Origin of the sequence: Kitasatospora cinereorecta (assembly GCF_024172095.1) — a bacterium.
Lineage (GTDB): Bacteria > Actinomycetota > Actinomycetes > Streptomycetales > Streptomycetaceae > Kitasatospora > Kitasatospora cinereorecta.
Map to the genome: position 1 here is coordinate 585,555 of NZ_JAMZDX010000005.1, position 20,727 is coordinate 606,281.

Consider the following 20,727-nt stretch of genomic DNA (forward strand, 5'->3'; position numbering starts at 1 on the left):
GCCGCAGGCCGGTCGGAGGTCGGGCCGCCGCGGACGTGCACGGGCGGTCACCAGATTCTGCCCCACCGGCCACCGGCCCCGGCCCGGCGGGCGGGGCGAGCGGCGCCGCGCTCCCCGCGCGGACCGCCCGGGATCGACCTACCGTGTGACCACGACCACAGGCCGCGCACTGCCGCGCGGACGAGGAGAGGACTGGCTGTGATCACAGCGCGTGACATCATGCACTCCGGCGCTCAGTGCGTCAACGCCGACCAGACCCTGATGGACGCGTCGAAGATGATGCGGGACATGGGCGTCGGCGCCCTTCCCATCTGCGGCCCGGACGGGAAGCTCAAGGGCATCATCACCGACCGTGACATCGTGACCCGATGTATCGCGATGGGCAAGGACCCCTCGATGATGAAGGCCATGGAGCTGTCCGACCACCTGCACTGCGTGCGGGCCGACGACGACATGGACACCGTGCTGAAGAAGATGGAGCAGCACCAGATCCGTCGCATCCCGGTCATCGACGGCGAGCGCCTGGTGGGCATGATCAGCGAGAAGGACCTGGCCATGGGCCACCGCGAGGGCATGCGGGTGACCGACCGCCAGATCATCGAGTTCATGGACAGCATGTACGTCGACCGCTGACCCGCTCCGGCGGGACGAGGTGGCGCCGACCGGACGCGGTCGGCGCCACCTCGGCGCGTTGTCCGCCCCGTATTCCCCGGCCGCCGTTCGAGTACGGAGGCTAGACTCGGCCGACCCTCGGGTCGTCCGTTGATCTTCCGTACTGATGGAGTGACAAGATGGTGAGCAGGCGCGGCCTGTTGGGTGGGGCGACCATCGTCGGGATGGGTGCACTGATCGATCTGGCGGGGCCGGGCGCGGTGGCGCAGGCCGAGACGCTGGACACGCCGTTCACACCCGTCCTCGTCCCGCACCTGGCGCAGGCGGAGCTGATGGTGCAGTACCAGCGGATGCTGGCGGCCGGCGCGGTACCCGCGGGCCTGGCCGGGCACTGGCCGCTGGACGGCAACGGCGCCGACCTCTCCGGGCTGAACCGCCCGGTGACCGCGGGACCGGACGCCACCTGGTCCACCGCCCGGGCGGGCGGGGCGCTCGCGCTGGGCGGCACCGCCGGCGCCTACGCCTCCGGCCCGAGCGTGGTGGACACCACCGCCCCGTTCACCGTCGCCGCCTGGGTCCAGCTCGGCGACACCACCGCGATCCGCACCGCGGTCAGCCAGGACGGCGCCACCACCAGCCGCTTCCTGCTGCACTTCGACCCCACCGGCGGCGGCTGGTCGTTCAAGGTGCGCAGCGCCGACCAGGCCCAGAAGGTGGCGGCGGTGGCCGGCACCCCGGTCACCGCCAACACCTGGACCCACCTGACCGGCGTCTGGGACGGCGCGAACGTCCGGCTCTACGTCAACGGCGCGCTCGCGGGCAGCGCCGCCGACACCACCACGCCGTGGGACTCGCCGCAGGGCCTCAACATCGGCCGGGCCAAGTGGGACGGCGCCCCGGCCAACCGCTGGATCGGCTCGGTCGACGACGTCCGGCTCTGGGGCCGGGCGCTCACCGCGGCGGAGATCGCCGTGGTCGGCGGGCTGACCGCGCGCCAGAACAACCAGTACAGCTTCGCCACCGCGAACGTGGTCTGGGGGCAGCCCTCGGACCCGGCCACCTGGTTCTCCCAGGCCCGGTGCGCCTCCTTCCTCACCAAGGTCCTGAAGTACACCTACCCGTGGGCGGCCGACGGGTCGTACCACCAGCAGTGGTTCGGCGCGAGCAGCCCGGAGGCGGCCGACTACCAGGCCGGCTTCGCGGGCAACCCCGGTCCGCACTTCCGGCCCGTGCTCCGGCCCGCCGACCTGCGGCCGGGCGACCTGATCGCGGTGAACTACAACGGCAGCGACACCAGGAACACCGGGCACATCGTGATGGTCCGCTCGGTCAAGGGCGTCTACACCGGCTCGGCGGTCTACCCGACCGAGACCCAGTACGCGGTGGAGATCATCGACTGCACCAGCGACGCGCACGGCGTCTTCGGCGTGGGCAACTACGGGACGTACCCCGACACCCGGATGGTCGGCGCGGTGGACGCGGACAACCTCCAGGGCGTCGGGATCGGCCACATGATGTTCTACGCCGCCAACGACACCGGTTACTTCTCCCGGTACCGATGGAGCGTCAACACCGCGTCGGACAAGACCTACACCGTGACGCAGCGGCCGATCGCCGCCGCCCGAGTGGTCTGACGGGCCGCCCCGCAGGTCAGGCGGTCGCCTCGGCGGCCGCCCGGCCCGCGGCGCGGCCGGAGAACAGGCAGCCGCCGAGGAAGGTGCCCTCCAGCGAGCGGTAGCCGTGCACCCCGCCGCCGCCGAACCCGGCCGCCTCGCCGGCCGCGTACACCCCGTCCAGCACCGTGCCGTCCGCCGTGAGCACCCGGGAGGACAGGTCGGTCTCCAGCCCGCCGAGCGACTTGCGGGTCAGGATGTTCAGCCGGACCGCGATCAGCGGACCGGCCTTGGGGTCCAGCAGGCGGTGCGGGGCGGCGGTGCGGATCAGCTTGTCGCCGAGGTAGCGGCGGGCCCCGTGGATGGCGGTGACCTGGAGGTCCTTGCCGAAGGGGTTGGCGATCTCGCGGTCGCGCGCCTCGATCTCGCGGCGCAGCCCGGCCTCGTCGATCAGCGGCTCGGGGGTCTTGGCGTTCATGCCGCGCACCAGCTCGGTGAGACTGTCCGCGACCACGAAGTCCGCGCCGTGGCGCTTGAACGCCTCGACCGGGCCGGGGGCGCCGGGCAGCGCCCGGCCGAGCACGTGGCGGACCGACTTGCCGGTCAGGTCCGGGTTCTGCTCCGAGCCGGAGAGGGCGAACTCCTTCTCGATGATCTTCTGGGTGAGCACGAACCAGGTGTGGTCGTGCCCGGTGGTCATGATGTGTTCGAGGGTGCCCAGGGTGTCGAAGCCGGGGAAGAGCGGGACGGGCAGCCGGCGGCCGCGGGCGTCCAGCCAGAGCGAGGACGGGCCGGGCAGGATCCGGATGCCGTGCTGCGGCCAGATCGGGTCCCAGTTCTCGATGCCCTCGGTGTAGTGCCACATCCGGTCGCCGTTGATCAGGTGGCCGCCGGCCGCGCCGGTGATGTCCAGCATCAGTCCGTCCACGTGGGCGGGGACGCCGGAGAGCATCCGGGCCGGCGGGGTGCCGAGCCGGGCCGGCCAGGCCTTGCGGACCAGCTCGTGGTTGCCGCCGATCCCGCCGGAGGCCACCACCACGGCCTGGGCGCGGAGTTCGAAGTGCCCGGCGACCTCGCGGGAGCTGGCCTCGCCGCGCCGGACCTGACTGGCCACCAGGACTTCGCCGCTCACCGTGTCGGTACGTCCGGCGGTCGCGGTGAGCGCGGTGACCCGGTGGCGGAAGCGCAGGTCGACCAGGCCGCGTGCGACGGCGGTCCGCACCCGGCGGGCGAACGGCTCGACCAGGCCTGGCCCGGTGCCCCAGGTGATGTGGAAGCGGGGCACCGAGTTGCCGGGGCCGCTGGCCAGCAGTCCGCCGCGCTCGGCCCAGCCCACCACCGGGAAGAACCGGACGCCCATGCCGTGCAGCCAGGAGCGCTTCTCGCCGGCCGCGAAGTCCACGTACGCCTCGGCCCAGCGGCGCGGCCAGGCGTCCTCCGGCCGGTCGAAGCCGGCCGAGCCCTGCCAGTCCTGCCAGGCCAGTTCGCGCGAGTCGCGGATCCGCAGCCGGCGCTGCTCGGGCGAGTCGACCAGGAAGAGCCCGCCGAAGGACCAGTGCGCCTGGCCGCCGAGCGAGGCCGCGGGCTCCTGGTCCAGCAGGATCACCTTCCGTCCGGCGTCGGCGAGTTCGGCGGTGGCGACCAGGCCCGCGAGGCCGGCCCCGATCACGATGACGTCGGCGTCCAGGGCCATGCGGCGGTCCTCCAGGGTCTGCGGGGTGTCATGATCCTGCGCTCTTCGGGCCCCCCGGTCAACCGTCCGCGCGGAATTCCGCTCCACGGTGTATCAGAATTCCCATCGCTCCACGGTGGAGCGGAATTCCGAATACCGCTGACAGACTCTCAGGAATTCCTGCCGAATATCTGGACAGCGCATTAACCCGTCGGTAACTTACCGATCAGTACTACCCCCACCCACCCAGGTTCTGGCCCCCAGGAGGAACCGTGCTCAGCCGTGCCCTGAAACGATCGTCCGTCCTGGTCAGCGGCGCCCTCTTGGCCGCCGCGCTCACCGCCGCCGGGTCCCCCGCCCAGGCCGCGTCCCCCACCACGGGAAAGTACGTCGCACTCGGCGACTCGTACGCCGCCGGCGCCGGAGTCCCCCACTCCTCGGCCGGCCTCTGCCTGCGCTCCGACCACAATTACGGCCACCTGGTCGCAGCCGCCCTCGGCAGCAACTCGTACACCGACGTCACCTGCGCGGCCGCCAAGGTCGAGGCGATGACCGAGCCGCAGTACGACGCCTTCATCAAGGTGAACGACCCCCAGCTGAACGCGGTCACCCCCGACACCTCGCTGATCACCCTCGGCATCGGCGGCAACGACCTCGGCACCTCCGACCTCGGCGTCGGCGACGTCATCGCCACCTGCGTGGCGGGCGCGGTCGTCAACCCGTTCGGCACCCCGTGCAAGGACCACTACGCCGACGGCCACTGGAGCTGGAGCCAGTGGGCCTGGGTGTGGGGCGAGGACACCCTCGCCGACCGGATCGACGCCGCCGAGCCGCAGCTCGCCGCGGCCCTGCAGAAGATCCACGCCAAGGCGCCGAACGCCAAGGTCCTGCTGGTCGGGTACCCGTCGGTGCTGCCGGAGAACGAGTGGGACTGCGCCGGCCGACAGCCCGTCACCGTCGGCGACGTCGCCTACCTGCGCGGCGTCCTCAACCGGCTGAACACCATGCTCGCCACCACCGCCAAGGCCAACAACGCCACCTACGTCGACACCCAGACCCCGACCCGGGGCCACGACGCCTGCTCCGACGACCGCTGGATCGAGGGCGCGCTGCCGGGCTCGCCCGCGGTGCCCTTCCACCCCAACGCGACCGGCGAGCAGGTCATGGCCACCGCGGTCCTGCACGCGCTCGGCCGCTGACCCCCGGACCACTCCCGCACCCCGGCGTCCCGGATCCTCCCCACCCACCCGGATCCGGGACGCCGGCCTCCATCCGCAGTGAAAAACGGCCGGGCCGGCCGGAGGCGCATCGCCTCCGGCCGGCCCGGCTCCGTCACCGCGGTCACGGCTTGATGCGGACCACCTGCGGGTCGTGGTCGCTCGCCTGCTGGGCGAACTCGCTGTTGATGTGCACCACGTCGTACTCGACGTGCTGGCGCTTCAGCGCGGGGCTGACCAGGATGTGGTCGAGCACCTGGGAGTTGCCCTGGTAGACGTAGGAGTAACGCTCCCTCGCCGGCAGCTCGTTGACCAGGTCGCGGAGCACGCCGCCCTGGGTGAGCGTGGTCAGCGCGGTCGAGAACTGGTAGTCGTTGAAGTCGCCGAGCGAGACGATCCGGGCGTCCGGGTCGGCGGCCAGCAGCTTGGCGACGAAGTCGTGCTCGACGGTCGCCTGCTTGACGCGCTGGACCTCGGAGGAGCGGGTCGGCGCCTGGAAGCGGCTGTCCAGGCCCTGGTCGCCGCCCTTGCTGTTGAAGTGGTTGGCGATCACGAAGACCGGCTTGTTGTGGAAGCTGAACTGGCCGACCAGCGGCTTGCGGCTGGTGGTCCAGGCCTCGTTGTTCGGGTCGATGCGGCCCGGGGAGGCGGTCAGCGCGGTGTGCTTGCCGGTGCCGGTGACGTCCACGGCGGTGGTGGAGTCGCCGCCGGCGATGTCGGTGAAGGAGACCCGCGCCGGGTTGAACAGGAACACCTGGCGGATGTTGCCGCCGGGCTCGCCGCCGTCCTTGCCGTCGACCGGGTTGATCGAGCGCCACTCGTACGCCGGGCCGCCCGCGGCCTTGACCGCGTCGATGAACTTGTTGATCGTCACATCGGCGGCGACGGTGCCGTCGTTGGTCGGCCCGTTGTTGTCCTGGATCTCCTCCAGGGTCACGATGTCGGGCGAGCGCAGGTTGGTGACGACGCCGGTGGCCAGCTGGGCGAACTTGTCGGCCGGGTCGCCCGGGTCGAGGTTCTCCACGTTGTAGGTGGCGACGGTCAGCTCGCTGGGCTGCGCCCGGTCGGTGACCTCGCGCTTGAGGCCGTTGTCCTGGACGGTGCCGAGGCCGGTCGCGGCGATGGTGTAGCCGCCGAACTGGTTGTAGTCGAGCGGGCCGCTGGTGGCGCCGAGCAGCTGGTCGCCGACGTTGGCGGTGGGGAAGTCGGCCGCGGCGCCGAGCGACTGCACCATGATCCGGCCGGTGTTGGGCCGGTCGTAGCCGAGGTAGACCACGCCGCCGCGCCCGGAGCGCGGGTCGGCGCAGCGGGCGTCCACCCACAGCTCGTGGTACTGGTCGGTGGCCTGCACCACGGGGACGTTGCGGACCTCGACGTTCATGCCCTCCAGCGACTCGAAGCGGTCGAGGGCGTAGCTGCCGGGCTGCAGCGGCAGGTTCTCGATCGAACCGCCGGCGGCGTCAGGGGTGTACGCGGCGGGGATGGTGGAGGCGTCCAGCACGACCGGGGCCGGCACGGCGTTGCCGGAGGAGACCACCGTCACCTGCGGGTTGCTCAGCTCGGTGACGGACTGGCCGCCGCCGGAGTAGGCCGGGTAGTACTCGGTGACCTTGGCGGTCACCAGCACCGAGTCGCCGACCTTGACGGCCGGGGCGGCGCTGCCGGTGTAGACGAACACGCCCTCGCTGGTGGCCGGGTCGGCGTCCGGGTTCGGGTCCTGCATCCAGAAGCCCTTGGAGCCGTAGGTGCGCACGCCGGTCACCACGCCGGGTATGCCGGCGATGGTCTTGCCGACCTTGGGCGAGGTGCGGGTGTTGCCCTGGATGTCGTGGATGCGGACGCTGCCGGGCTCGGTCGGGCCGGTGGAGCCGCTGCCGCCCTCGGCGGCCTCGCCCTTGCTGTTGACCGGGGTCGGCGCGCCGGCCTTCAGGTCGGCGGCGTTGTCGTCGGTGTCGGCCAGCGCGGCGGAGCGGGCGACCGAGGCGGTGTTGGAGGCGCCGGCGGCGGAGGCGCTGCCCTCGTGGACCACGGCGGTGCCGAAGCCGACCAGGTCGACCACGCGCGGGTCGGCGGCGCAGTCGGCGGCGGTCTTGCAGGTCAGCGCGGTGGTGCCGGAGACCAGGGCGACGGTGCCGCTGGTGCCCGAGAGGGCCAGGTTGCCGCTGGCGTCCGGGGTCGGCAGGTCGACGGTGCCGCCGGCGCCGGCCGCCTCGGCGACCAGGAAGCGGCCGCCGGGGGCGATCGAGCCGGTCAGCTGGGTGACGCCCCACTGGCTGGAGGCGCTCGGGCTGCCGGTCAGGTACTGGACGCTGTAGCCGGTGAGGCCGAAGGCGCCGCCGCCCTTGTTGGCCAGCTCGATGAAGTCGTTCTTGAGGGTGGCGCCGGAGTTGCCGCCGCCGCCGTACACCTCGGCGATGACCGCGCCGGTGGAGGGCGCGGCGAAGGCACCGGGCAGCGGGACGAGCACCAGCGAGGCCGCGACGGCCGCGGGGACGGTCGCGCGCAGCAGGGTGCGCGAGCGGGGGCGGGCGGCGGTGGGCTTGGTCACCGTTCAGGACTCCTTCGTGGGCGGCTGCGGGCAGCCCGGACACCCGGTCGCCGTGGGGGCGCCGGGAGGGGGTGAGGGTGCGTCAGAGTGCGTTCGTCGCACGGCCTACTCGCGTAGATGACCAGCCGAAGATACGCGCGTAGAAGATGACACGACAAGACACCGGGCGTTAACAGTTGATGCCACAGGGCGAGGCTTCAGGCCGAAATCCGGCCGAACCGGACGGCTCCTACAGCCACCCGCGCTGGGCGGCCTTGAGGCCGGCCTCGAAGCGGCTGGCGGCGCCCAGACGTTCCATCAGGGCGGCCATCTGCCGGCGCACGGTGCGCAGCGAGACGCCGAGCCGCTTCCCGGCGGCCTCGTCGGTCAGGCCGGTGGCCAGCAGGCGCAGCAGCTCGCGCTCGCCCGGGCTGAGGCCCGTGTCGGCGTCCTCGCCGCGGCCGGCGCCCAGTGGCACCGCGGTGGTCCAGGTCTGCTCGAAGAGGGCGACCAGGGAGGCGACGATGCCCGGCTCGGAGGTGCAGAGCGCGCCGCGGCGGGTGTTGGCCGGGTCGATCGGCACCACGGCGACCCGCCGGTCGAAGATCAGCAGGCGCGGCGGCAGGATCGGCGCGGTCCGCACCTTGCCGCCGAGCGAGGTCATCCACTGCGCGTAGGCGAAGGTCGCCTGGTCGTTGCGGACGCTGTCCTGGTAGAGCGTCATGATCCGTACGCCGCGCTCCATCGCGTCCTGGTCGAGCGGCTTGGACGCCTCCAGGCTGGCGGCGGACTGGGCGCCGCCCGGCATCACGGACAGGCACTCCTCGGTGAGCTGCTGGGTGAGCACCTCCAGCTTGGCCTGGATGGCGTCCAGGCCCTCCAGCCGCTCGGGGGCGCCGGGGGCGGCCTCCGGCCGGAGGTCGGCGTACTCGGCGACGGCGCGGGCGGCGGCGGCCCGGCTGAGCGTCAGCTCCTGCTGGCGGCGGGCGAGTTCCTCCTCCTGGCGGCGCAGGATCAGCTCCAGGCCGCGCTCGGGGCTGACCGGGCGCAGCCGTCCGGGGTCGTCGCGGGAGGCGCGCAGCAGGGTCAGGTCGGCGAGCTTGTCGAGCGCCGCGCGGACCGCCTTCTCGGACAGCCCCAACCGGAGGCGGAGTTCGTCGACCCCGCCGTGCGGGTCGGCGAGCATCTGGCGGTAGACCGCCTCCGACTCCGGATCCAGCCCCAGCAACTCCAGCACGTCAGCGGCCCCCGCCCTCGGGTTGTTCGACAGCCACACCAGACACTTGACCAGCCGTCACGATCTTCACACCTTTGATCGTGAACGTGCAAGCCTCAACTTCACGACGGCCGAGTGACGGCGGGCACCAAGCTGCCAGGCCACATGGTGCCGCGCCCGGGATCTCCCGGGCGCCGCAGCGCCTCGGCAGGATGACGTCCCGACAGACGCGATCCCGTGCAAGGTAAAGGAACCACCGTGCCGAAGACCCCCCGCCTCCTGGTCACCGCCGCCCTGATCGCCGCCGCGGCCGCCGTGCTCGCACCGGCCGCGCAGGCCCTCGCCGGTCCGGCGACGGCCGCCGCCCGGGCCGCCGGCGGCATCACCGAGCCCCCGACCGGCGGGATCGGCTGGGACGACTGGAAGTAGACCTCCCCGGTAGTCCCGATCAGCGCGCGCTCCGAAGCAGCTCCGTGTTCGCCATCCATCTGGCCGTGCGCGACCCCGCCGCGGGTCCGCCGGCGGCGGCCGACGCCCATGCCGTGCAGGACGGGCTGTGGGCGCACGCCCGGCCCGAGCACGGTCTGGAGCACGTACGGGCCGGCGTGACCCCCGAGGGGATCGGCGTCGTCCTGTACGTGCAGGCGGCCTCCCACCGCGAGGCCGCCGCCCGGGCCCGGGAGCTGCTGGAGCGCGCGCTGACCGCGAGGGGCCGTTCCGGCTTCTCGATCACCTTGCACCCCTGAGCCCGCGGCGGGCCGCCGCCCGCCGCCCCCGACCTCTCCCCCTTCCCCGTCGCGCCGGATCCGCCGATCCGGAGCGTTGTCATATCCACAACAAGGAGTCCCCATGGCACGCCGCCTCGGCGTTCCCGCCCGGCCCCCGGCCGGACGCCAACACCCGCCCGCACCGGGCCGGGGCATGCTCTCCAAGCTCGCCGTCGCCCTCTCGGTGGTCCTCGCCGCGGAGTCCGCCGCCGTCCTGATGACCACCGGCCAGGCCGTCGCCGTCACCCCGGCGAGCGCCGCCTCCGCCAAGCCCAAGGCGGCCCCGAGCGGACCGGCCAGTGCCCAGGACGCGGCCTCGGCGTTCCTCAAGGCCCGCCTGGAGAAGCGCCCGATCGAGATCCTGGACGCCCGCACCGAGTCCACCACCAGCTGGGCCAACCCGGACGGCACCACCACCCAGGACCTGGCGAGCGGCCCGCTGCGCTTCAAGGACCGGGACGGCCACTGGCAGGACGTCGACGTCTCGCTGGCCAAGCAGCCGGACGGCTCGGTCAAGGCCAAGGCCCACCCGTACGGCCTGACCCTGGCCGGCCCGACCGGCAAGGCCAAGGCCAAGGCCGACGCCGCGCAGGCCGGCAAGGACGTCCCGGGCGGCAAGGACACCCCGGCCTCGCCGCTGATCTCCCTGCAGAACGCCGACGGCCACCAGGTCTCGGTCGCCTGGCGCGGCGCCCTGCCCGCCCCGACCGTGGAAGGCACCAAGGCCCGCTACGCCGACGCGCTCACCGCCACCGACCTGGTGATCGAGTCCACCAGGACCGGCTTCGAGCAGTACCTGGAGCTCAAGGACCGCTCCGCCGTGGACGCCAACGGCACGGTCACCCTCACCCTGAACGCCAAGGGCCTCCAGGCCCGTGCCAACGCCGACGACTCGGTCTCCTTCGTGGACCCGAAGACCGGCAAGGAGGCCGGCCTGCTGCCGGCCCCGGTGATGTGGGACTCCCAGGTCGACGCCCACACCGGCGACCGCAAGCACACCGCCAAGGTCGGCCTGAAGGTCACCCAGAACGGCGACGACGTCGATGTGACGCTGACCCCGGACAAGGCCTTCCTGAACGACCCGAAGACCCAGTACCCGGTCACCGTCGACCCGGCGGTCAACATCGGCGTCGGCTTCGACACCTTCGTCCAGCAGGGCTACACCACCGACGTCTCCACCCAGACCGAGCTCAAGATCGGCAACAACGGCACCAGCCAGGTGGCGCGCTCGTTCCTGCAGTTCCCGATGGGCACCATCACCGGCAAGCAGGTCACCGCCGCCAAGCTCAACCTGTACGAGTTCCACTCCTGGTCCTGCTCCGCCCGCAGCTGGGAGGTGTGGGACACCGGGACGGCCACCACCGCCACCCGCTGGACGGCGCAGCCCGGCTGGAACCACAAGTGGGCCACCACCACCCAGACCAAGGGCTACTCCAGCACCTGCGCGGACGGCTGGACCAACACCGACATCACCTCGCTGGCGCAGGCCTGGGCCGGGAACGGCAACGCCAACAACACCCTCGGCATCCGGGCCACCGACGAGACCGACGAGTACGCCTGGAAGAAGTTCAACTCCGGCAACGCGGCCTCCAACACGCCGTACCTGTCGGTCACGTACAACACCAAGCCGAACGCGGCCACCGCCCTCTCGCCGCTCTCCGGCGCGGTCACCAACGACGCCACGCCGACCCTGACCGGCAAGGCCACCGACCCGGACGGCAACACCGTCCAGCTGACCTACGAGATCTGGGCCGCCAACGGCACCGCGGCGCTGCAGACCGGCAAGTCGGCCTTCGTCGCCTCCGGTTCCAACGCGCCCTGGACGCCGACCACCGCGCTGGCCGCCGGCGCGTACAAGTGGCGGGCCGCCGTCTCCGACGGCCTGACCTCGAACGGCACCTGGTCGGCCTGGCAGAACTTCACCGTGGACACCACGGCGCCGGCCGCCACCACCGTCTCCTCCGGCGACTTCCCGGCCGGCCAGTGGGCCGGCACCCCGGACGGCAGCGGCAACTTCACCGGCGGCTTCACCTTCACCCCGCCGACCTCGGACGTGAAGGACATCCAGTACCGGCTGGACGGCGGCACCTGGGTGACCGCGGCGACCACCGGCGCGCCGGTGAGCGCCTCGCTCACCTTCAAGGGCGGCCGGCACACCCTCGCCGTCCACACCCGGGACGCGGCCGGCAACGTCTCCGCCGACACCTCGTACGTGTTCAACGCGGGCAAGGGCGCGGCGATCACCTCGCCGGGCGCCGGCGAGCGGCCGGCCCGCCGCACCGCGCTGCAGGCCGAGGGCCAGATCACCGCGACCGGAGTGCGCTACCAGTACCGCCGCGGTGAGACCGACGCCTGGACCGACGTCCCGGTCGGCAACGTCACCACCGCCTCCGGCGGCGCCGTGGCGGCCTGGCCGCTCCAGGTCACCGGCGGCAAGCCCGCGCCGCTGACCTGGAACATCACCGACACCCTGGCCACCGACGGCCCGGTGGACGTCCGGGCGGTGTTCACCGACGGCACCTCCACCGACGCCTCCGAGCCCAACACCGTCACGGTGGACCGCAACGGCGGCAACGCCCCGGACACCGAGGTCGGCCCGGGCCGGGTGAACACCGTGACCGGTGACTTCACCCTCACCGCCACCGACGCCTCCGCGTTCGGCCTGAGCACCACCCGGACCTACTCCTCGCGCCGCCCGGACAACGGCTCCGCCCAGGAGGGCCAGGCGGCGATCTTCGGTCCGCAGTGGAGCGCCGGCAACATCGCCGAACTCACCTCCTCGGACTGGGCGTACATCCGGCAGACCTCGGCCACCTCGGTGTCCGTGGTCGACGGCACCGGCCAGGAGACCGGCTTCACCGCCACCACCGGCGGCGGCTGGAAGTCCGAGCCCGGTGCGGAGACGCTCACCCTGACCGGCTCGCTGGGCGGCACCTTCACCCTGAAGTCCACCAACGGCGCCACCGCCACCTTCGGCAAGGTGGACCCGGCCGCCACCACCTGGCAGGTCACCGGCTCCTCGACGGCCACCGACAACTCCACCACCACCGTGGTCTCGGAGAAGGTCACCGTCGGCGGCAGGACCCTGGCCCGCCCGAGGTTCGTGGTCGCGCCCACCTCGGCGGTCTCCAACGCGGTCTGCGCCGCCAACCCCGCGGCCAACGGCTGCCGGGTGCTGGAGTACGTCTACGCGGACGCCACCACCGCCACCACCGCCGCGCTCGGCGACGTGGCCGGCCAGGTGAAGCAGGTCCGGCTGTGGTCCAACGCCCCGGGCGCCTCCGCGGCCACCGCGGTCGCCATTGCCGAGTACCGCTACGACGACATGACCCGGCTGCGCGAGAGCTGGGACCCGCGGATCAGCCCCGCGCTGAAGACCGCCTACAGCTACGACGCCGGCGGCCGGGTCGTCACCCTGACCCCGCCCGGCGAGCTGCCGTGGACCTTCACCTACGGCAAGGCCGGCAACGCCGCCACCGCCGGTGAGGGCATGCTGCTGGCCGTCTCCCGGCCCGCCCTCCAGCAGGGCAGCACCGACGTGGTGAGCGGCACCGCCGCCGTCAACCTCGCCTACGACGTGCCGCTCAGCGGCACAGGCGCGCCGTACAAGCTCGGCGCCGCGGACGTCGCCGCCTGGGGTCAGAGCGACGCGCCCACCGACGCGATGGCGATCTTCCCGGCGGACGCCCCGCCGGCCAGCCACGACGGCCGGGTGCTCGGCTCGGGCGACTTCGCCAAGGCCCTGATCACCTACACCAACGCCTCCGGCCGCCAGGTGAACTCGGCCGCCGCGGGCGGCGTCACCACCACCGAGTACGACTCCTTCGGCAACACCGTGCGCCAGTTGACCGCGGAGAACCGGGCGCTCGCCCTGGCCGGCTCCGGTGACGGCCTGGCCCGGCTGCGCGAGCTCGGCCTCGACAAGAGCTCCACCGCCGACCGCGCCCAGGCGCTGTCCACCACCACGGTCTACTCGACCGACGGCGAGCGGCAGACCGAGCAGTTCGGCCCGCTGCACACCGTGACCCTGGAGCACGCGGCGGCCGCCTCCGGCACCAGCCCCGCGCTGCCCGCCGGCTCCGAGATCCCGGCCCGTACCCACACCGTGACCGCCTACGACGAGGGCCGTCCGGCCGACGCCGCGGTCAGCAACCAGCCCACCACGGCCACCGTCGGCGCCCGGATCGACGGCTACGCCGCCGACGCGGACGCCCGGACCACCACCACCGGCTACGACTGGGCCAAGGGCCTGGCCACCCAGGCGGTCGAGGACCCGGCCGGGCTGAAGCTCACCAAGACCACCGCCTACGACAGCCAGGGCCGCGCGGTGCGGACCTCGCTGCCCAAGTCGGGCGGCAGCGACGTCGGCACCACGGTCGTCACCTACTGGTCCGCCACCGGCACCGGTGCCTGCGCCGGCCGCCCGGAGTGGGCCGACCTGCCCTGCTCCACCGGCCCGGCCGCCGCGGCCGCCGACGCGGGCACCAACCCGGCCGAACTCCCGACCACCACCACCGAGTACGACCGCTACGGCCACCCGGCCGTGGTCCGGGAGACTGCCAACGGCACCACCCGCACCACCACCACGACCGCCGACGACGCGGGCCGCCCGGTCACCGTCGCGGTCACCGGCGGCACCGGCACCGCCGTGCCGGACACCACCACCGCGTACGACGCCTCCACCGGACGAGTCGTCAGCACCACCGACGGCACCGCCACCGTGAAGACCGGCTACGACCGGCTCGGCCGCACCGTCAGCTACGACGACGGCGCCGGCAACGTCACCACCACCGAGTACGACCTGCTGGACCGCCCGGTCAAGCGCACCGACTCGGCCCCGTCCACCACCGCCCTCGGCTACGACGCCTACGGCCGGCCGCAGTCGCTCACCGACTCGGTCGCCGGCGCCCTGAGCGCCGAGCACGACACCGACGGCAAGCTCACCAAGCAGACCCTGCCGGGCGGTTACACCCTCACCAACACCTACGACACCCAGGGCACGCTGACCGGCAAGGTGTACACCGCCGCCGACGGCACCGTGGTCCTGGCCGACTACGCCGACTTCACCGTGCAGGGCCAGCAGGCCGGGCACGCGCTGACCGCCGGCGCCACCACCGAGTCCGCCTTCGGCTACGACTCCTCCGGCCGCCTCACCTCGGCCGCGGACAAGACCCTGGCGGGCTGCACCACCCGCGCCTACGGCTTCGACAAGAACAGCAACCGGACCTCGCTGACCACCACCACGGAGGACTGCGACCCGGCCACCAACGACGCCGTCAGCACCACCGCGACCTACGGCTACGACTCGGCCGACCGCCTGACCGGCGCCGCGTACGACGCCTTCGGCCGCACCACCACCCACCCCAGGGGCAGCCGGTTCGGCTACTACGCCAACGACCTGGTCCGCACCGAGACCTCGGGCACCCAGCGCAACACCTGGGCGCTGGACGCGGCCGGCCGCCTGGCCTCCCGCACCACCGAGACGCAAGCGGCGGACGGCACCTGGTCCACCACCGCCACCAGCGTGAACCACTACGGCTGCGGCTGTGACAGCCCGACCTGGTCCAAGGCGGGCAACGGCGCGATCGCCCGCAGCGTGACCGACCTGGCCGGCTCCCTCGGCGCCATCACCGGCGTCGACGGCGGGACCGTCCTGCAGCTCACCAACCTGCACGGCGACGTCTCGGTCCAGCTGCCGCTGGACCAGTCGCAGCCGCTGACGGTCCGCAGCTACGACGAGTACGGCGTCAACCTGGGCGACCCGGCGACCGGCTACGGCTGGGTCGGCGGCGAGCAGCGCGACTCCTCCACCGCCAGCGGCGTGGTCCTGATGGGCTCGCGCCTCTACGACCCGGGCCTCGGCCGGTTCCTGCAGATCGACCCGGTCCGGGGCGGCAACGCCAACGCGTACGTGTACCCGACCGACCCGGTCAACATGTACGACCTGGACGGCCGGTGGAGCTGGTCCAAGACCCGCTGGTACTCCTGGGGCCACGTGTGGGTGCACCTGGAGGCGCACCTGGGCTGGCGCGGGCTGAAGTACGGCGCGAAGATCGTCTTCTACTTCAACCGCGCGTACACCGGGAAGATCGGCCGCAACGCGCACTACATCTACGGCCCGATCTGGGTCGGCGTGGGCCTGCTCGGCCCGGTCGGCGCGGGCTTCGCCCTCGCGGCCGGCGCCTACTCCGGCTACGTGCAGCACATGGCGAGCAAGGCGTACTACTACCACCGGTGCCTGGCCATCGGCCTGGCGGCGGTCGGCTGGAACTCGCTCCCGTTCCCGGGGGTCTGGGCCTGGCAGACCTCCTGCTGACCCGTACCTCCCCCTGAAGTGAACCGGGGCCCGTCCGACCCAGCGGTCGGGCGGGCCCCGGCCCGTCAGCCCGCCACCGTACGGAGACCCACGTGAACCGCATCGCCAGGACCTGGCAGTCGGCCCTCGCCGCCGTCCTGCTGCCCACCGCCGCGCTCGCCGCCGCCACCCCCGCCCACGCGGACGTCACGGTGACCACCTCCGCCGTCTTCAACGACCCGGACGGCACCGCCGCCGAGCAGAACCGCATCCGCGACCACCTCGTCTCGCTGATCGACGCCACCCCCGCCGGCGAGCAGATCACCGCCTCCGTCTACACCTTCACCGACTCCGTCGCCGCCACCGCCCTGGTCGCCGCCAGGCAGCGCGGGGTGAAGGTCCGTCTGATCGTCGACGACACCACCGTCACCATGAGCGGCGGCCAGTACCCCGCGCTCGCCGTGGGCCTCGGCACCGACCGCGGCCAGGACTCCTGGGTCACCGCCTGCCCGGCCGGCCGCGGCTGCATCGGCAGCCGGGTGGTCTCCGGCGACGACCCGGCCATCAACCACAACAAGTTCTGGCTGTTCTCGAAGGTCGGCGGCGCGAGCGACGTGGTCGTCCAGACCTCGGCCAACCTGACCACCGCCCAGCGCACCGGCTACTTCAACAACGCGGTCACCATCCCGGACCCCGGCCTGTACGCGATCTACCAGGCCTACTTCGCCGACCTGCTGCACTACGGCACCGCCACCGCCGGGCTGAGCGACTACTACAAGACCCCGACCAGCACCACCGGCCCGTACAAGGCGTACTTCTTCCCCCGCCACGAGGCGGCCGGCACCGCCTGGAACGCCGACCCGAGCACCGACACGGTCAAGCTGATCCTGGACAACGTCAGCTGCTCCGGCGGCACGCAGATCCGGGTCGGCATCAACCTGTTCAGCCGCGAGGAGGTGGCCCGCAAGCTGGTGTCGCTGGCCGGCTCCGGCTGCTCGGTGTACCTGGCCGCCGACGGCGCGCCCGGCTCGATGAGCGCCGGCGTCACCGACATCGTGTCCGGCAGGCTCACCAAGCGGGTGGAGTGCTACGAGAACGGCGCCGACGGCACCAGGAAGGGCCTGCACTCCAAGTACCTGCTGATCGAGGGCACCTACGACGGCGCGGCCGACCGCAAGCTGGTGTGGACCGGCAGCCACAACTACACGTACTCGGCGCTGCGCGCCAACGACGAGACCCTGCTCAAGATCGACAACGCGGCCGTCTACGACCGGTTCAAGGCCAACCACGACAGGCTGATGGCCTACTGCGCGGGCAGCTGAGAACGCGTCGAGGGCGACCGCCGGCAGGTGGTCGCCCTCGCTCGGGGGCGGTTCAGTCCGCGTCGGCCGGGGCGGCCTCGCGGATGCCCGCCGACCACTTCTGCTCGACCTTGCCGAACTTCCAGAACGCCAGCGCGCCGAGCCAGGTGACCACGAACAGCACGACGACGGCGTAGCCGACCATGTTGAGGTCGAGCTCGGCGATCCAGCCGATCGGGCCCGAGGTGATGTCCAGCTTGTCGGCCAGCAGGCCGACCAGCTCGATCACGCCGATGACCAGGGCCACCAGCACCGACAGGCCGGTGACGGTCAGGTTGTAGTAGATCTTGCGGACCGGCTTGGAGAAGGCCCACTCGTAGGCGAAGTTCATGAACGAGCCGTCGATGGTGTCCAGCAGGCTCATGCCGGCCGCGAACAGGATCGGCAGCACCAGCAGCGCGTACCAGGGCAGCGAGAAGGCCGCCGCGCCGCCCGCCAGCACCAGCAGCGAGACCTCGGTGGCGGTGTCGAAGCCGAGGCCGAAGAGCAGGCCGACCGGGTACATGTGCCAGGGCTTGGTGACGGCCCGGGTGACCCGGCCGAGGATCCGGTTGAGGAAGCCGCGCCGGTCCAGCTGGCGCTCCAGCTCCGCCTCGTCGTACTCGCCCTCGCGCATCCTGCGGAACACCTTGAGGATGCCGTTGAACGCCCCGAGGTTGATCAGGCCGATCAGCACCAGGAAGGTGCCGGAGACGGAGACGCCGATCAGTCCGGTGGCGGTGTGCAGCGCGGAGTCGTCCGACTCGACCTGGCCGGCCAGCGAGCGGATGCCGAAGGCGAGCAGCGCGCACAGGCCGAAGACGATCGAGGAGTGGCCGAGCGAGAACCAGAAGCCGACCGACAGCGGCCGCTTGCCCTGGCCCATCAGCTTGCGGGTGGTGTTGTCGATGGCGGCGATGTGGTCCGCGTCGAAGGCGTGCCGCATGCCGAGGGTGTAGGCGGTCAGGCCCATGCCGGCGCCGAAGACCTGGCCGCCGACGTCGTAGTGCTTGGGGGCGATGACCGCGAGCAGGGTGAACCAGCCGATCACGTGCAGCGCGAGGACGAAGCCGCCCATGCCGGCGAGACGGATCCACTCCTCCCGGGTGAGCCGGTCGCGCAGACGACTTGGCGCTGGCATGAAGAGTCCTCCCGAGTGGCGTGGGCCGAGCTGGGCCAGCTTTCCCCATGCGCGGACGCAATTGCAAGTCATTCGCAACTGAGAGCCGGGGGCGCACTCCGCCCGCCCCTCGAACCGGCCGACGGGGGAAATCAACCTGTATTTCCGATATGGTCGATTTTCTGTGCTCTTGTGACCGGGGCGGAGAGGCAGGCCGCCCCCTCCCCGGGAGGCGTTCATGCGGCACCCCGACCCGTACCCCTTCCCCACCGTCCGGGAGGACCTGCGCATCCCGCTGCCGGACGGCATCCGGCTGCACGCCCGGGTCTGGCGGCCGGTGTCCGACACTCCCGTGCCGACGCTGCTGGAGTACCTGCCGGACCGCCTGGGCGACCGGACCGCGCAGCGCGACGCCGAACGCCACCCCTGGTACGCGGGCCACGGCTACGCCTCGGTCCGGGTCGACGCCCGCGGCTACGGCAGCTCCGACGGGCTGCCCGCGCTCGCGGCCGGCGACCCGCCCGGGGAGCCGTCCGGGGAGCCGTCCGGGGAGCCGTCCGGGGAGCAGGGGTCGGCCGACGGCCTGGCGGTGATCGCCTGGCTGGCCGCGCAGCCGTGGTGCACCGGACGGGTCGGGCTGCTCGGCCTCGGCGAGGGCGCCGCGGGCAGCCTGCGACTGGCGGAGCTCGCCCCGCCCGCGCTCGGCGCGGTGGTCGCGGTCTGCCCCGTCGACGGCCCGTACGCGCCCGACAGCCGGCACCTCGGCGGCGCGCTGCCCGCCGCCGACCTGCACGCCCGCTCGGCCGCCGCGCTGGCCCTCGCCGCCCTGCCCCCGGATCCGCGGGACGTCGGCGACGACTGGCGGCCGCGGTGGCGGGAGCGGCTGGCCGCGATCGAACCGCCGGTGCACGCCAGGCTCGCCCACCCGGCCCGGGACGCCGCCGCGGCGCGGAACGGCCCGGCGAAGCGCCCGGGGATCCGGGCCGCGGTGCTGGCGGTGGGCGGCTGGGCCGACCCGGGCCGGGACGCCGTCCTGGACCTGATCGAGCGGCTGGACGCGCCGGTCCGCGGCCTGATCGGACCCTGGCCGCACCAGTACCCCGACCAGGGCCGGCCACCGGGCCCGGCCATCGGCTTCCTCCAGGAGACCCTGCGCTGGTGGGACCACTGGCTGAAGGACCGGGACACCGGCGTCCTGGCCGAGCCCGTGCTGCGGTGCTGGATGAACGAGTCCGTCCCGCCCGCCACCTCCTACGTCAACCGGCCCGGCCGCTGGATCGGCGACGACGGCTGGCCCTCCCCCGACGTCCGCGAGGTGCACTACGGCCTGGACGAGGCGCTGCGCACCGCGGGCACCCCCTCGGACGACCGCTTCGTCCCGGTCCGCTCCCCGCAGCACACCGGGGTGGACGCCGGGCCCTTCCGCCCGCGCGGCGGCGCCGCCGACCTGCCGCCCGACCAGCGCGGCGAGGACGGACGCTCGGTCTGCTTCGACTCCGGGCCGCTGCCCGAACCGGTGGAGGTGCTCGGCGCGGCCGGCCTTCGGCTGCGGCTGCGCAGCCGGGGGCGGCGCGGGCAGGTGGCCGCCCGGCTGTGCGACGTCGCCCCGGACGGGGCCTCCACCCTGGTCACCCGCGGGGTGCTCGACCTGACCGCCCACCAGGACGGCGACCGGGTGGTGGAGTGGCGGCCCGGCACGGTCGAGGACGTCGACCTGGAGCTGGCCGCCGTCGCCCACGCCTTCCCCGCCGGGCACCGGATCCGGCTGGCGCTCTCCTCCGCATACTGGCCGTGGGTCTGGCCGCAGCCCGACTCCGGCGGGTTCGAGGTGGACCCGGGCCGCAGCGTGCTCACACTTCCGGTCCGGCACCTGGCGGCCGACGCGGGCAGCGCCCCGATCTCCTTCGACGAACCCGAGCAGGCGGCGGAGCTCGCCGTCCGGGAGGTGGAACCGCTCACCGCCCGGCCCGAACGGCAGGTGGTGCACGACGTCGCCGCGGGCGAGTGGCGGCTGGAGGTCGACCCCGGCTCCGGCACCCGCACCCACCCGGACGGGCTGGTCGAGGAGGAGCACGCGGTGGAGGCGTACGCGATCCGGGGCGACGACCCGCTGAGCGCCCGGGCCCGCGCCGACCGGACTGTCCGGCTGGAGCGGCCCGAGATCGGCTGGGACGTCACCGTCCAGACCCGGTCCGAGATCACCTGCGACGCCGGGCACTTCACCACCCGCGACCACCTGCGGGCGCTGGAGGGCGGCGACGTGCTGTTCGAGCGGCACTGGGAGCGCCGCTTCCCGCGCAGCGCGACCTGACGACCGCGGGGGCGAATGGCGTTGACGCCCCGTCGGC

At 73.0% G+C, this 20,727-nt stretch carries 12 protein-coding genes; 8 read left to right on the forward strand and 4 right to left on the reverse strand.

Translation table 11 applies throughout. The annotated features are described in order from the left end of the window. Positions 1 to 198 precede the first annotated feature (198 nt). A complete protein-coding gene (locus tag FHR36_RS28310; protein ID WP_253801625.1) occupies positions 199 to 633 on the forward strand; it encodes a CBS domain-containing protein in 435 nt (144 codons plus the stop codon). Between the two features lie 203 nt (positions 634 to 836). Next, a complete protein-coding gene (locus FHR36_RS28315; RefSeq protein WP_253801627.1) occupies positions 837 to 2,246 on the forward strand; it encodes a LamG domain-containing protein in 1,410 nt (469 codons plus the stop codon). A 16-nt stretch (positions 2,247 to 2,262) separates the two neighbouring features. Here the strand turns inward: FHR36_RS28315 and FHR36_RS28320 are convergent, their stop codons facing one another. Beyond that, positions 2,263 to 3,918: an FAD-binding dehydrogenase gene (locus tag FHR36_RS28320; protein ID WP_253801628.1), complete on the reverse strand. Its 1,656-nt coding sequence runs from the start codon at positions 3,916 to 3,918 to the stop codon at positions 2,263 to 2,265. Between the two features lie 251 nt (positions 3,919 to 4,169). On the opposite strand from FHR36_RS28320, the gene FHR36_RS28325 reads away from it, so the two are divergent. Beyond that, entirely contained in the window at positions 4,170 to 5,096 is a 927-nt protein-coding gene (locus tag FHR36_RS28325) for an SGNH/GDSL hydrolase family protein (protein ID WP_253801630.1), read from the forward strand. A 142-nt stretch (positions 5,097 to 5,238) separates the two neighbouring features. Here the strand turns inward: FHR36_RS28325 and FHR36_RS28330 are convergent, their stop codons facing one another. Then, complete coding sequence (locus tag FHR36_RS28330; protein WP_308199659.1) at positions 5,239 to 7,662, reverse strand: DUF8508 domain-containing protein; 2,424 nt, start codon at positions 7,660 to 7,662, stop codon at positions 5,239 to 5,241. Between the two features lie 229 nt (positions 7,663 to 7,891). Next, the gene (locus tag FHR36_RS28335; protein WP_253801632.1) at positions 7,892 to 8,878 is read right to left on the reverse strand and encodes a helix-turn-helix transcriptional regulator; all 987 of its coding nucleotides are present in this window, start codon (positions 8,876 to 8,878) and stop codon (positions 7,892 to 7,894) included. A gap of 237 nt (positions 8,879 to 9,115) precedes the next feature. Here FHR36_RS28335 and FHR36_RS28340 point away from each other — a divergent pair, with 237 nt between their 5' ends. The 4 genes from FHR36_RS28340 to FHR36_RS28365 all read left to right on the forward strand — a co-directional run bounded on the left by FHR36_RS28340 (position 9,116) and on the right by FHR36_RS28365 (position 17,241). Continuing rightward, complete coding sequence (locus FHR36_RS28340) at positions 9,116 to 9,286, forward strand: hypothetical protein (RefSeq protein ID WP_253801633.1); 171 nt, start codon at positions 9,116 to 9,118, stop codon at positions 9,284 to 9,286. Between the two features lie 44 nt (positions 9,287 to 9,330). After that, positions 9,331 to 9,603: a hypothetical protein gene (locus FHR36_RS28345; RefSeq protein WP_253801634.1), complete on the forward strand. Its 273-nt coding sequence runs from the start codon at positions 9,331 to 9,333 to the stop codon at positions 9,601 to 9,603. A 103-nt stretch (positions 9,604 to 9,706) separates the two neighbouring features. Beyond that, positions 9,707 to 15,940, forward strand: a complete 6,234-nt coding sequence (locus tag FHR36_RS39565; RefSeq protein WP_301330743.1) for a DNRLRE domain-containing protein — start codon at positions 9,707 to 9,709, stop codon at positions 15,938 to 15,940. A 92-nt stretch (positions 15,941 to 16,032) separates the two neighbouring features. Next, positions 16,033 to 17,241 carry a phospholipase D-like domain-containing protein gene (locus FHR36_RS28365; protein ID WP_253801635.1) on the forward strand — a complete coding sequence of 403 codons (1,209 nt, stop codon included), beginning with the start codon at positions 16,033 to 16,035 and terminating at the stop codon, positions 17,239 to 17,241. A gap of 52 nt (positions 17,242 to 17,293) precedes the next feature. Here the strand turns inward: FHR36_RS28365 and nicT are convergent, their stop codons facing one another. After that, positions 17,294 to 18,400: a Nickel transporter NicT gene (nicT, locus tag FHR36_RS28370; protein WP_253801636.1), complete on the reverse strand. Its 1,107-nt coding sequence runs from the start codon at positions 18,398 to 18,400 to the stop codon at positions 17,294 to 17,296. Between the two features lie 217 nt (positions 18,401 to 18,617). Here nicT and FHR36_RS28375 point away from each other — a divergent pair, with 217 nt between their 5' ends. Then, the gene (locus tag FHR36_RS28375) at positions 18,618 to 20,690 is read left to right on the forward strand and encodes a CocE/NonD family hydrolase (protein WP_253801637.1); all 2,073 of its coding nucleotides are present in this window, start codon (positions 18,618 to 18,620) and stop codon (positions 20,688 to 20,690) included. Positions 20,691 to 20,727 lie beyond the last annotated feature (37 nt).

What these genes read in the sequence shown, in the direction of transcription:
- nicT (WP_253801636.1), bottom strand. Translation starts at nt 18,400, where the DNA reads ATGCCAGCGCCAAGTCGTCTGCGCGACCGGCTCACCCGGGAGGAGTGG.
- FHR36_RS28375 (WP_253801637.1), top strand. Translation starts at nt 18,618, where the DNA reads ATGCGGCACCCCGACCCGTACCCCTTCCCCACCGTCCGGGAGGACCTG.
- FHR36_RS28320 (WP_253801628.1), bottom strand. Translation starts at nt 3,918, where the DNA reads ATGGCCCTGGACGCCGACGTCATCGTGATCGGGGCCGGCCTCGCGGGC.
- FHR36_RS39565 (WP_301330743.1), top strand. Translation starts at nt 9,707, where the DNA reads ATGGCACGCCGCCTCGGCGTTCCCGCCCGGCCCCCGGCCGGACGCCAA.
- FHR36_RS28315 (WP_253801627.1), top strand. Translation starts at nt 837, where the DNA reads ATGGGTGCACTGATCGATCTGGCGGGGCCGGGCGCGGTGGCGCAGGCC.